Annotated in this window: 10 protein-coding genes; 6 read left to right on the forward strand and 4 right to left on the reverse strand. The window is 65.3% G+C overall.

The window, feature by feature from the left end:
* Positions 1–73: 73 nt before the first annotated feature.
* Together VN634_05085 and VN634_05090 are read right to left on the reverse strand one after the other, a co-directional pair.
* Positions 74–1366, reverse strand: coding sequence for a hypothetical protein (locus tag VN634_05085; GenBank protein ID HXC50238.1), 1293 nt, complete (start codon positions 1364–1366; stop codon positions 74–76).
* 585 nt (positions 1367–1951) lie between these two features.
* Entirely contained in the window at positions 1952–3451 is a 1500-nt protein-coding gene (locus VN634_05090; protein ID HXC50239.1) for a PLP-dependent aminotransferase family protein, read from the reverse strand.
* A gap of 92 nt (positions 3452–3543) precedes the next feature.
* On the opposite strand from VN634_05090, the gene VN634_05095 reads away from it, so the two are divergent.
* From VN634_05095 to VN634_05110, 4 genes are all read left to right on the forward strand, one after another.
* On the forward strand, positions 3544–4554 hold the full coding sequence (locus tag VN634_05095; GenBank protein HXC50240.1) for an ester cyclase: 1011 nt from the start codon (positions 3544–3546) through the stop codon (positions 4552–4554).
* Positions 4551–5237 (forward strand): GNAT family N-acetyltransferase, encoded by a 687-nt coding sequence (locus VN634_05100; protein ID HXC50241.1) that lies wholly within the window; start codon positions 4551–4553, stop codon positions 5235–5237. The genes VN634_05095 and VN634_05100 overlap by 4 nt, the downstream gene beginning before the upstream one ends.
* A gap of 88 nt (positions 5238–5325) precedes the next feature.
* The gene (locus tag VN634_05105) at positions 5326–6225 is read left to right on the forward strand and encodes an alpha/beta hydrolase (protein HXC50242.1); all 900 of its coding nucleotides are present in this window, start codon (positions 5326–5328) and stop codon (positions 6223–6225) included.
* A 150-nt stretch (positions 6226–6375) separates the two neighbouring features.
* A complete protein-coding gene (locus tag VN634_05110; protein HXC50243.1) occupies positions 6376–7188 on the forward strand; it encodes an SDR family oxidoreductase in 813 nt (270 codons plus the stop codon).
* Between the two features lie 59 nt (positions 7189–7247).
* Here the strand turns inward: VN634_05110 and thiC are convergent, their stop codons facing one another.
* On the reverse strand, positions 7248–8879 hold the full coding sequence (thiC, locus tag VN634_05115; protein ID HXC50244.1) for a phosphomethylpyrimidine synthase ThiC: 1632 nt from the start codon (positions 8877–8879) through the stop codon (positions 7248–7250).
* Positions 8880–9091: 212 nt separating this feature from the next.
* Here thiC and VN634_05120 point away from each other — a divergent pair, with 212 nt between their 5' ends.
* Complete coding sequence (locus tag VN634_05120; GenBank protein ID HXC50245.1) at positions 9092–9904, forward strand: exodeoxyribonuclease III; 813 nt, start codon at positions 9092–9094, stop codon at positions 9902–9904.
* A gap of 81 nt (positions 9905–9985) precedes the next feature.
* Here VN634_05120 and VN634_05125 read toward each other — a convergent pair whose 3' ends face one another.
* The gene (locus tag VN634_05125; GenBank protein ID HXC50246.1) at positions 9986–10288 is read right to left on the reverse strand and encodes a hypothetical protein; all 303 of its coding nucleotides are present in this window, start codon (positions 10286–10288) and stop codon (positions 9986–9988) included.
* Positions 10289–10562: 274 nt separating this feature from the next.
* On the opposite strand from VN634_05125, the gene VN634_05130 reads away from it, so the two are divergent.
* Positions 10563–11981 carry an amidase family protein gene (locus tag VN634_05130; GenBank protein HXC50247.1) on the forward strand — a complete coding sequence of 473 codons (1419 nt, stop codon included), beginning with the start codon at positions 10563–10565 and terminating at the stop codon, positions 11979–11981.
* Positions 11982–11997: the final 16 nt, after the last annotated feature.

The following is an 11997-nucleotide window of genomic DNA, read 5'->3' on the forward strand; positions in this document are numbered from 1 at the left end:
GTGCGATGCAACCAGACAAAAGGCCATTCGCGGGTTTCGTCCCCATCGACAAGATGCGGACTGCGACGACGTCTCACGGAGCGGCCGCCATTCCCCGACATTCCCCGGGGAATGTTCGCGCACCGGCGAGATTGCTGCGCCTCGCATCCATGAAGGCGCGGCCGAAGTCGAGGTCCGCCTGATACTGGTTGTGTGCAGCGCAGCGCAGCTCGATGTTCTCGGGCGTAGGACGTCCGCCCGTCGCGAAGGGGACTCTGTGGTGGAACTCGATGTTGCTGGTCTCGCGGCAGCGAAGTCCTCGGCCGTCTATGTAGCAGCAGCGCCCCGAGTCGCGTCGCCATACCTCGCGCCGCACGGCCGCGGGGATGGTCCGGGATCGCTGTTCTCGCTGCAATGCCGTCGTATCGGCCGCGGGCGTTGTGGCGGGTCGATCGGTGCATTCCGCGTTCGTCGATATGGTTGACCTCGGTCGATCGGGGCATTTTTCTTTCGTCGACGTCGTCGGCTGCGGTCGATCGGTGCACCCTGCCTTGCGCGAGAGTGTCCGGACGAGCAGCACGTCGATCGCACGACTGATGATCGCGGCGGCATCGCGACCGGTCGACGAGCGGCCCAGCAGATCCTGTAGCGACCGAAGCTTGTCATGCGTTTCTTCGTCTACGGTGATCTCGATTTTGTAACGACGCGGGCTGAGCGGAACGATTGGCTTCGGCACTTTTGCCGGCTGTGCTGACGGTGGAACGATCGCGAGGCCGACGACCGCGAAGTCTGTGGAGGCCGGCCGATTACTCGAGCAACCGACGGACTCGCGATCTGTCGAAGCGCACCGATCTCTCGCACCGCCGGCCTGTTCGCAATCCGTCGAAGTCGCGCTGGCCGCCACCGCCGGCCCAGTGTTCGCCGCGTCCGCACCGCGACGCCGCGGCATCGCACGAATACGCGACGCCACATCCGCTCGCGGCGCAAGCTCGGCAACCAGCCGCTCGACCTCGCGCGAGCTCTTGTGCCTCGCGCGCTCGAGCACTTGCAGGTGATTATCGGCCGTCAAATGCCTGGCCAGCAGATGGATCGCGCTCAGATGCAGTTCGCCGCGTGCGACCAGGTCGAGGACGACCGGAAAACGGCGCGCCGTACGCGCAGCCCAAAGCCGCTTGGCCGTAACCTGCTCCGACATGTGGAAGCGCTCCATGCAGAAGCTGAACATGGAAGAGCAGGCATGCCTGGCCCAGAGCTTGCGCTCGTCGATCTCGGCGATCGCGACGAGTAGCGACGCTGTCATACGACGGTCGCGGGCGACGAGGTGCTCGAAGTGATCGAGCAGTTCCTGTTCGGAGAGCTTTGCAATGCTGTTGAAGGATGTCGTCATGACGACGCTTGTAACATGGGTTTTTCAGGCGTCGTTCGTCCCAAGGACGCGACCGCTCAGAGACATGCGCCTGTCGCGACAAGCCGCGAGATCCAAGCGGCGTAACGCTCGAAGTCGGCGAAAAAATCCGTGCGCTCCGTTTCGCTTCGTTATAGGCGACGTCAAGCGACGAAAATTCGCGTCAAGCGAAATCGACATCGCGACGACGCTTCCATAACAAAAGTGGCATAGCCGGCCGTGATCCGCGCCCGACGCGGCGCGTGTTTTTCGACGAACTTTTCAGACCGATAGCCGGCCGCTGTCCGAGCCCGACGCCGCACGCATCCGAGTCGACGCCGCGCGCGTACGATCCGACAAACCTCCGGACCCACGCCGGTGCAGATGCTCAAAGACACCGATCATTCTGAGCACTGATGCATCGGACGAAACCTGGATCACATTCCCCGCGGAATGTTCGCGCAGCAGGCACATAGCGCGCTGGCCGTTCTGCGCATCGCAACAACAAGCCCATCGCAGCAGCGGCATCGACACGAGCCGGTGTCCAGCCGCCTGAATCAGGAAGGGCGGGCGTCGTGACCAGCCGCTCTACATGAGATCGAGCGCACGCCGAAGACGCTTGATCCCTTCACGAATCGTCTCTTCGCTGAGCGCCGCGTAGCCAAGCAGCAGCTCCGCGTGCGCGGGCGGCTTCGAGTAAAAAGGCCCCGCCGGATAAACCCCGACGCCGAGCTCACGACACGCCTGGCGTAGCCGCGTCACATCGCGCGCATCCATGTCCGGAATCTTCATCAGCACATGCAGGCCGGCGCTTGCACCGAGCACCTCGACGCGACCTGCCAGCTCGCTGTCGACGCTCTCGAGAAGGGCCCGACGCCGTGCGGCCGTTCTGGTGCGGGCCTTGCGGGCATGACGCTCGAGATGGCCTTCGGAGATGAAGTCGGCGAGCGCGAACTGCTCGATCGATGGAGTGCCGGTGTCGGCGAGCGCCTTGGCGTTGAGGCAGTACGGCGCAAGCGCCGGCGGTGCGATCAGCCACCCGATCCGCAGCGACGGAAACAGCAGCTTGGATGCGGTTCCGGTGTAGATCACGCGTCCGCTGCGATCGAGCGCCTGCAGGCATTCGATCGGCTTGCCGTCGAAACGGAACTCCCCGTCGTAGTCGTCTTCGAGCACGTAGCTCTCGTGCCGCGTGGCCCAGTCGATCAGCGCGAGGCGTCGCGCCAGCGAAAGCACGGCGCCGGTCGGGTACTGATGCGACGGCGTCACGCAGACAAGGCGCGCGTCCTCGACATGCTCGAGGTCGTCGGTGCGCAGCCCGTGCTCGTCGACGCCGATGTGCACGAGACTCGCCCCTGCAGCGTTCAAGCAGAACGAAAAGCCGGTGTAATGCGGCTCCTCGATGACGACCGGATCTCCGGGATTGACGAGCAGCCGTGCGACCAGGTCGACGGCCTGCTGCGAGCCGTGCACGATGACGATGTCGTCCGGTGAACAGACGACGCCGCGCGCGCGGCCAAGATATCCGGCCAGCGCTTCGCGAAGCTCGGCGGCGCCGCCGGGCGGCTGATACGCGAGACGCCGCGCAGAAAGCCGGCGCGCGCGGCGGCCGAGAATCCGCGACCATGCGTCCATCGGAAGGTCGGAGAACGACGGTTCTCCGTAACGGAAGTCGTACGGCAGAAGCTCGGGCCACGGGCTCCACGATGCGCGGCCCGGTGGAGCGACGAGCGAGAGACGTTCGCCGAGCGACGACAGGCGAGGCTGTGCGCCGCCCAGGGACGAAACCGTAGACGCGGAGCCGAGCGTACGCGGGCCGCGCGGCGGTTGGGGTAGCTCGGACGCGACGTAAGTTCCCGATCCTACGCGCCCGCTCGCGTAGCCTTCCGCTACGAGCTGGTCGATCGCCTGCAGGACGGTGTTGCGCGACAGGCCGAGCTCGCGCGCAAACGAACGCGTCGACGGAAGCCGCTCGTCCGGCCCGAGACGCCCGTCGAGGATCGACGCGCGCAGTGCACGGTAGAGCTGGCGATGAAGGGCGCCTTCGCCGTCGAGTTTGACCCACAGCACGCGCGCAAGCGGTACCATGAAGTTTAAAGAATGTGGATCTCGCCGGGGAGCCGCTGGCGGGCGATAGTTGCGGCACCTGAGACGCCGCGATGGCGAAGGAGACGACCGCGATGACGACAGCCGCCGCCCGATCCACCGAACCGAACGAGACCCCGAGCGATTTGCTGAGCCTGTTCGGCTACATGCGCGACTTCGAAGTCGCCTACGTGATGGACGAATGGAGCGTCCTCGAGCCGCACTTCCATGAGGACGCCATCCATCGGATCGATGGTGGAGCGCTGCCGCTCGGTGTCGGCGGGACGGGACGCGAGGCGGTGATTGCGGGGCTTCGCGCCGGGGTGAATGCCGTCGACCGGCGCTTCGACGCGCGCATTCCCGAGATCGTCGACGGGCCGGTCACGCGCGACGACGGCATCTGGATGCGCTTCGAGCTGACGCTTCGTCGCGCCGGCGTGCCGGATCTCGTCGTGCACGGCGAACACCTCGCGCGCTATCGCGACGGCCGCATCGAAGCGTTGAGCGAGAAAGTCGCGCCCGGCGAGGCTGCGCGCGTTGCGGCTTTTCTTGTCGAGCACGACGGCGCGCTTCGGCCCGCCGGCTCGGCGTTCGCGCCGCCGTCGACTGGCGACGCTGCGCTTCTCGAAGCGGCGATGGGCCGCTCTCTTGTGCGCTGCTACGGCGGTGCCAAGAGCGAGCAGGATGCGGCCGCCGCGCTTGCGGTCTGCGATCCCGGATTTTCGATCGAGACCATCGCGTTCGGCATCACGTCGCGCGACCGCGAAGACACGCATGCGCAGCTCGAGGCCTTCTTCGCGGCGTTCCCCGATTATCGCGTCACGCTCGAAGGCTTCGCGACCGGGCCCGGCGTCGTCACGTGCTGGGGACGCGCGCGCATGACGTTCGGCGGAGATTTTCTCGGCTATCGTGCGACCGGCCGCAGCGCGGACGCTGCGATCTTCTGCGTGTTCGGACTTGCCGGCGGCACGCTTGCGAGTGAACGCTTCTTCTTCGACCTTGCGGCGTTCTGCGACCAGATCGGCGTCCCGGTCGCAGAGCTGTCGACAAGCCTCGGACTGCTTCGCGAAGCCGACGCGACTCGAGAGGCGACTGCGGCGGCATGAGCATTCGACCGTCCGCTGAAGAAAAGCCCGCGAGCGATTCCGGCAGCGTTCGCATTCGCGACGCGCGGCGTGACGACGTGCCGCTGATTGCGCAGGTTCTCGAGATGGCCGGCCGCGGTCATCTCGAGCGCGGCCCTTGGAACCTGATCTATCCCGATCCGGTCGAGCTCATGCGCGCGCTCGAGCATTTCGCCGGCGGCGCGACCAGAACCTGGTGTCACCATTCACTGTTCCATGTCGCCGAGCAGGGCGGCGTCGCGTCGGCGGCACTCGTCACATTCGAGCCGGCCGAGCTCGGCGATACGTCGCTCGCAATTCCTCTGTACGAGTCGTTCTCGCTGCTCGGCTGGACGCCGGAAAGGATCGCAGGCGTGGGGCCGCTCGTCGCGCCTTATCTCGAATGCTTTCCGGACATGCCGGCCGGCACGTGGATCGTCGAGAATGTCGGCACGCTCGAGTCGGCGCGGCGGCAAGGCCTCGTGCGCCTTCTGCTCGAACGCGCTGTCGAGCTCGGGCGCGAGCGCGGATGGAAACAGGCGCAGATCTCGTGCCTGATCGGCAATGACCCGGCGCAGCGGGCGTACGAGCGCGCCGGGTTTGAGGTCGTCGAGGAGCGTCGCAGCGCGGCGTTCGAGAAACTGATCGGAGCACCGGGATTTTCGCGCATGACGCGCAGGCTTTGACCAGGCATGAAACGCCAGGAATCCAGGCGCGAACGGAACAGAGTGCACCAGCAAGAGCAGAGCATGCCGTGACAGAAATGGAGGCCTCATGAACAGCAGCAACGGCACGGACCCCGCGAAGACGTATCGGTCCGCGGCAGTCGAGCATCACGATCTCGGCGACGCATCGCTCGCCGTGAGAAGGTTCGGCAGCGGACCCGCGCTGGTGTTCATTCACGGATTTCCGACGCACGGGTATACGTGGCGTTTCCTGCTTCCGGAGCTCGCGAAGAATTTCACGTGCTACACGGTGGATCTTGCCGGCCTCGGCGACAGCAGGTTCGACGCACGCACCGATTTCCGTTTCACCGCGCAGGCACGCCGCGTCGCCGAGCTTCTCGCGAAGCTCGGCATCGAGCGCTGCGCGCTCGTCGCGCACGACACCGGTGCGACCATCGCGCGCCTCGTCGCGCTCGCGGAGCCGTCGCGCGTCAGGCGACAGGCACTGATCAACACGGAAATTCCGGGTCACCGTCCGCCATGGATTCCGCTCTACTGCAGGACCGCGAAGCTTCCCGGCGCCGCGCTGTCATTCCGCCCGCTTCTGTCATCGAAGTGGTACGTGCGCTCTGGGATGGGATTCGGCGCGTTCTACTCGGATCACAGCCTGTTCGACGATCCGACGCGTCTCGGCCCCTACCTCGATCCGCTGCTGTCATCGCGGGAGCGCATGAACGGCATGCTCGGATATCTGACCGGCATCGAGTGGAACGTGGTCGATGGTCTGAAGGAGCGCCACGCGTCGCTCCAGGGACCGACGCTGCTTCTGTGGGGTGAGGACGACGTGACGTTCCCCGTCGCATACGCTGAGCGTATGGTTCCGGAGTTTGCCGGCCGCGCGAAGCTCGTTCGCATCCCGCGAGCGTCGCTGATGCCGCACGAAGAGCGGCCGGAGGCGGTGCTGGAAAGCCTCGCGCCGTTTCTCGCGGAGTACGCGGCCTCGGCCTGACGCATACCGTGAAAATCGGGGACAGACACTGATTTTGTGGCTTTCGCCTGACGCGGATTGCGTGCACGACCCAGGTCTTCGGCTGCCGCTGCGTTCACGCCCGCTTCACGCAGCATTGCGAACCGCGGTCCCGGCGATATAAGCCACTCCATGGCAGACGACAGGCGGATCGGCGAAACGGTTCTCATCACAGGGGCTTCGACCGGCATCGGACGCGAGATCGCGAAAGAGTTCGCGTCGCGCGGCTACAATCTCGTGCTGGTCGCCCGCAACGAAGCCAGGCTTCAGGTGCTTGCGCGCGAGCTCGCGACGGAATTTCCGATCACGGCGCGCGTGATCCCGGCGGATCTGGCGACGGCCGATGGTCCGTCACGGGTGTTCCGCGCAGTCAGCGGTCAGGGCATCGCCATCGATATCCTCGTCAACAACGCGGGCATCATGCACTACTCGCCGTTCGTCGAGCAGGGAACCGAGAAGAGCCTGGAGATCGTGCGGCTGAACGTCCTCGCGCTCACCGCAATGACGAACCTCTTCCTGCAGCCGATGGTTGCGCGCGGCCGCGGCCGCGTTCTCAACGTCGCCTCGGTGGCCGCGTTCCAGCCGACGCCGCTGATCGCCGTCTACGGCGCGACCAAGGCTTATGTGCTGTCACTGACCGAAGCTCTCTCCGCCGAGCTCAGCGGCACGGGCGTCACGATCACGGCGCTGTGCCCGGGCTTCACGTCGACCGAGATGCTCGACAAGTTTGCCGACGAAGCCGGCGACAACGTGATTCCGGAGTTCCTCAAGCTCGACGCCGCGGCCGTCGCGCGCGAAGGCGTCGATGCGTGCCTCGAAGGCACGACGATTCAGGTCAACGGGCTGACGTACAAATTTTTGCTGATGCTCGAGAGCTGGCAGCCGCGCTGGGTGATCCGCACGGTCGGCGGGATCGTTTCGCGAGCATTTCGGCCCGCGCCGTAAGCGAAAAACTGGAACTCAGGTTTTCCGCGCAGTTACAAAAATGTACCTGTCCCCTTTTTCTACTGCACGCTGACCCGATCCGGCGCCGGCGAGCCGATCTCGCGATACTCGCGCGCCTTCTCCTGCATCCCTTCGCTGAGCGCGGCGGCTTCGTCCACCCCATGGTCGCGCGCGTACTCGCGCACCTGCTCGGTGATGCGCATCGAGCAGAACTTGGGCCCGCACATCGAACAGAAATGCGCGTGCTTGGCGTTGTCGCTCGGGAGCTCTTCGTCGTGGAAGCTGCGCGCGGTCTCGGGATCGAGCGACAGGTTGAACTGGTCCTCCCAGCGGAACTCGAAGCGCGCCTTCGACAGTGCGTTGTCGCGTGCCTGCGCGCCGGGATGGCCCTTGGCCAGATCGGCTGCGTGCGCCGCGATCTTGTACGCGATCACGCCCTGCTTGACGTCGTCGCGGTTGGGCAGACCGAGGTGCTCCTTCGGCGTCACGTAGCAGAGCAGCGCCGTGCCCATCGAGCCGATCATCGCGGCGCCGATCGCGGACGTGAGATGGTCGTAGCCGGGCGCGATGTCGGTCGTCAGCGGGCCGAGCGTGTAGAACGGAGCTTCGTGGCAGACCGCGAGCTGGCGGTCCATGTTCTCCTGGATCTTGTGCATCGGGATGTGGCCCGGGCCTTCGATCATGACCTGCACGTCGTGCTCCCACGCCTTGAGCGTGAGCTCGCCCAGCGTATCGAGCTCGGCGAACTGCGCCGCGTCGTTGGCGTCGGCGATCGAGCCGGGCCTGAGGCCGTCGCCGAGCGAGAAGCTGACGTCGTACTGCTTCATCAGCTCGCAGATTTCCTCGAAGCGCGTGTAGAGGAAGTTTTCCTTGTGATGCGCAAGGCACCACTGCGCCATGATCGAGCCGCCGCGCGAGACGATGCCGGTCACGCGCTGCGCGGTCAGCGGCACGAACGCAAGCCGCACGCCGGCATGGATCGTAAAGTAGTCGACGCCCTGGCGGGCCTGCTCCTCGAGCGTCTCCATGAACAGCTCGAACGTGAGGTCCTCGACGCGCGCGACTTTCTCGAGCGCCTGGTAGATCGGCACGGTGCCGATCGGGACCGGCGAGTTGCGGATGATCGCCTCGCGCGTTTCGTGGATGTCTTCGCCCGTCGACAGGTCCATGACCGTGTCGGCGCCCCAGCGCGTCGCCCAGCGCAGCTTGTCGACTTCCTCGTCGATCGACGAGCGCACCGCCGAGTTGCCGATGTTGGCGTTGATCTTGACGAGGAAACGCCGGCCGATGACCATCGGCTCGAGCTCGGGATGGTTGATGTTTGCAGGAATGATCGCGCGGCCGGCGGCAATTTCGCTGCGCACGAGCTCGGGCGAGACGTTCTCGCGAATCGCGCAGAACATCATCTCTTCGGTCACGATGCCGCGGCGGGCCCAGTGCATCTGCGACATGTTGGTGGTGCCGAGCGAACGCCGGCGCTCGGTCCACGGCGCGCGAAGCGGAGCCAGGCCGCCGGTACTGTCGACGGGAGCAGGTCCCGATGTGTCGTAGACGGCCAGAGGCGGCTCGCCGCCCGAGAGTCGAATCTCCCTGGCCGGCACCGGCATCTCGGAGCTGTGAAGGACCCGCGTCGAGCTCGGAAAGCTCTGGGACATCGGTGGGAGGCCGCTTCGGTCGTCGTCAGTCTTCATCGGTAGTCCTCTCGGTCCGGCCACGCGCAGGATCGCGCCGGAGAGTCGGTTTCTAGGCTCCGCAGCGCCTTGTAGTCAACGTGACCTGACGCCGGTGTTCGGCCTTCACCGGTGCCTTGACTCCTTCGCGCAGCCGCAGCAGAACGCCGCCCGAGCGGCGTAGGCCGCGACAATTTCCGGAGCTGTTCCGGTTTTGTCGGAAGGGGACTTTGTTGACCCGCATCGTTTCGTGGAACATCAACGGCATTCGCGCGTCGGCGAAGAGCGGCTTCTTCGACTTCCTGGAACGCGAGCTGCCCGACATCCTGTGCCTGCAGGAGATCAAGGCGCGTCCCGATCAGATCGCCGCCGAACATCTCGAGCGCCTGGAAAAACTCGGCTACACGGCGCACTGGCATCCGGCGACCAAGGCCGGCTACAGCGGCGTCGCGACGCTGTCGCGCAAACAGCCGCTGTTCGTCACCTACGGTCTCGACTTCGAGCGAGAGGAAGGCCGCATCCTCGTCTCCGAGCACGGCGACTTCACGCTGTACAACATCTACTTCCCGAACGGTCGCCAGACGCCGAGCGGGCCTGATCCGGAGCGCCTGGCTTTCAAGCTCGCGTTCTACGAGTCGGTCCTCGAAGTGCTCGAGGAGGAACGCGCCGAAGGAAAGCACCTCGTCGTCTGTGGCGACTTCAACACCGCGCACGAAGAGATCGACATCGCGCGCCCGCAGGAGAACCGCGGCACGACCGGATTCCTGTCCGAGGAGCGCGCGGCGCTCGGCAAGTACATGAAGACGGGGTGGATCGATACGTTCCGCCACTTCCACCCGGCCCGGCTATACGAGGGCCGCGCGCCGCATGAGCGCGACTACACGTGGTGGTCCAACCGCATCGGCGTCCGTGAACGGAACATCGGCTGGAGGATCGACTATCACTTCGTGAACAGGGAGTTTCTGCCGGCGGTAAAGGCCGCGGCGATCTGGGACGAGGTTTACGGCTCGGACCATTGTCCGGTCGTCGTGGACCTCAATGTGTGACGGCTGCTACATGCGACCGGAGCGGTCGGACGGTCGATCGATCGGGTGGGTCGAGATCCAGCGGCTCGATCAGCGGCTCGATCAGACGAGAGGGCGCGGCCTCTGCCGGCGCCGTCTCGGCGGATTGCGGAACTGAATCTCCGGCGGACCGTGCCGCCGCGCCGGCACATTGATGCTGACCAGGGCCGCGCCGCATACGACGGTGAAGACCATCACCGCGAACAGGATCCCGTAGGTCATGATGTCGGGAAGCCCGGAAAGAAGATGAAGAGCGAGAACCGTGGTGCACAGCAGCACCAGCATTCCGATCAGGAAAAAGCCGAGCGCCGTCGCTGCGTCGTTCTCGTTTCGAGTAAGACCCGGAATCAGCTGTTTTGCTTCCACGTTTCCACCCCCCGGTGGTAAGCGGTCACTTTGCGCCATGACCAAAATTCCTCCCCGCGCACTGCTTACATTAGAAAAGGTAGACGCGACGCGCAAGCAGCCTGGGCCCTCGATTGAGAAAATACTCAGGCTCCTGTGAGGGGCTTGCTAGCGCCATGAGCCGACATTCAGATTTCTGCAAAGGTGATATGCGCGCCGGATGCGCACACTGGAAGCTCGATTCAGCAGCCGGCGCACAGCCTGAACAGCGCGCAGAGAACTGAGAGGAGTTTCGATGAAAGATACGGCACTGACTGAACTTCCGATGCACGACTTGGCCGCGATGGTCGGCCGCCGCGAGATCTCTCCGGTTGAATCGGTCGCTGCATCGCTGGCCCGAATCGAGGCTCTCAACGCGGCGCTCAATGCATTCGTGCATCTGGATGGCGAGCGTGCACTTGCCGAAGCACGCGCGCAGGAAAAATTGCTTATCGCGGGAAAAACAATTGGCCCGCTTGCGGGAGTCCCGTTCGGGGTAAAAGACCTCGAGAACGTTGCCGGCATGCCGACGTCGTTCGGATCCAGCGTGTTTGCCGGCCGCATTGCGAAAGAAGACTCGGTTCAGGTCGCACGTCTTCGTGCGGCCGGCGCGATCGTTGTCGGCAAAACCAACACGCCGGAATTCGGTTACACCGGGTTCACCAAAAACCGCCAGTTCGGCGTCACGCGAAATCCCTGGAACCTCGAACGCACACCGGGTGGCTCGAGCGGTGGCTCGGCGGCCGCAGTCTCCAGTCGAATGGTCGCGATGGCGACCGCTTCCGACGGCGGCGGCTCGGTGCGTATTCCGGCGTGTTACGTCGGCGCATTCGGCATGAAGCCGTCGTTCGGTCGCGTGCCGCCCGGAGACGCGTCGATGGGAATGCTTCGCTGGTCCGACACCGTGCACTCGGGGCCGCTCACGCGTTCCGTGCGCGATGCGGCGCTGATGCTCGACGTGACTGCGGGTCCGCATCCGAGCGACCCCGATTCATTGCCGCATCCCGGAATTTCCTACGTCGAGTGCCTCGGCCGCGAGCTGCCGCGGCTTCGCATCGCGTTCAGCGCGGGGCTCGGCCACGCGCGCGTCGATGCGGATGTCCTGCGCGAAGTTCGCGCGGCCGTCGCAGTGCTTTCCGGGCTCGGGCACGACGTGGACGAGATCGATACGGTTTTTCCGGACGTGGGCCGTGCGTGGGCGTATCTCGCCGGTTCGGAAGTCTATGCGGAAGTTGCCCGCGAGGTTGCCGGCAAGGAGCACCTGCTCGGCCGCGGCTTCTGGCAGGGCTCGCTCGCGACGAGCGGCATCACTGCGCTTCAGATGGGCGATATCCAGCGCGAGCGCTACGCGCTGAACACGGCGCTGTGGCAGCTGTTCGACCGCTACGACGTTCTTCTGACGCCGACGCTTCCGACCGAAGCATTCGGTGCAGCCGGGCCTTTTCCGTCCACGATCGGCGGTGAGCCGGTCGACTCGCCGCTTCACGCAGTCGCGTTCACGTATCCGTTCAACCTGTCGGGCCATCCCGCCGCGACGGTGCGCGCCGGATTCACCGACAACGGACTTCCCGCCGGGCTGCAGATCGTCGCGCCGCGCCATCGCGACGACCTCGTGCTTCAGGTGGCCGCAGCGTACGACCGCGTACGGCCGATGGATTGCTGGCCGGAGCTGTAACGATTCCGCGGCCGAC

It is taken from the genome of Candidatus Limnocylindrales bacterium (genome assembly GCA_035571835.1).
Taxonomy (GTDB): domain Bacteria; phylum Desulfobacterota; class Binatia; order UBA1149; family CAITLU01; genus DATNBU01.

Coding starts and splice junctions, on each gene's coding strand:
- VN634_05110 (HXC50243.1), top strand. CDS start 6,376: ATGGCAGACGACAGGCGGATCGGCGAAACGGTTCTCATCACAGGGGCT.
- VN634_05095 (HXC50240.1), top strand. CDS start 3,544: ATGACGACAGCCGCCGCCCGATCCACCGAACCGAACGAGACCCCGAGC.
- VN634_05085 (HXC50238.1), bottom strand. CDS start 1,366: ATGACGACATCCTTCAACAGCATTGCAAAGCTCTCCGAACAGGAACTG.
- VN634_05130 (HXC50247.1), top strand. CDS start 10,563: ATGAAAGATACGGCACTGACTGAACTTCCGATGCACGACTTGGCCGCG.
- VN634_05100 (HXC50241.1), top strand. CDS start 4,551: ATGAGCATTCGACCGTCCGCTGAAGAAAAGCCCGCGAGCGATTCCGGC.
- VN634_05105 (HXC50242.1), top strand. CDS start 5,326: ATGAACAGCAGCAACGGCACGGACCCCGCGAAGACGTATCGGTCCGCG.
- VN634_05090 (HXC50239.1), bottom strand. CDS start 3,451: ATGGTACCGCTTGCGCGCGTGCTGTGGGTCAAACTCGACGGCGAAGGC.
- thiC (HXC50244.1), bottom strand. CDS start 8,879: ATGAAGACTGACGACGACCGAAGCGGCCTCCCACCGATGTCCCAGAGC.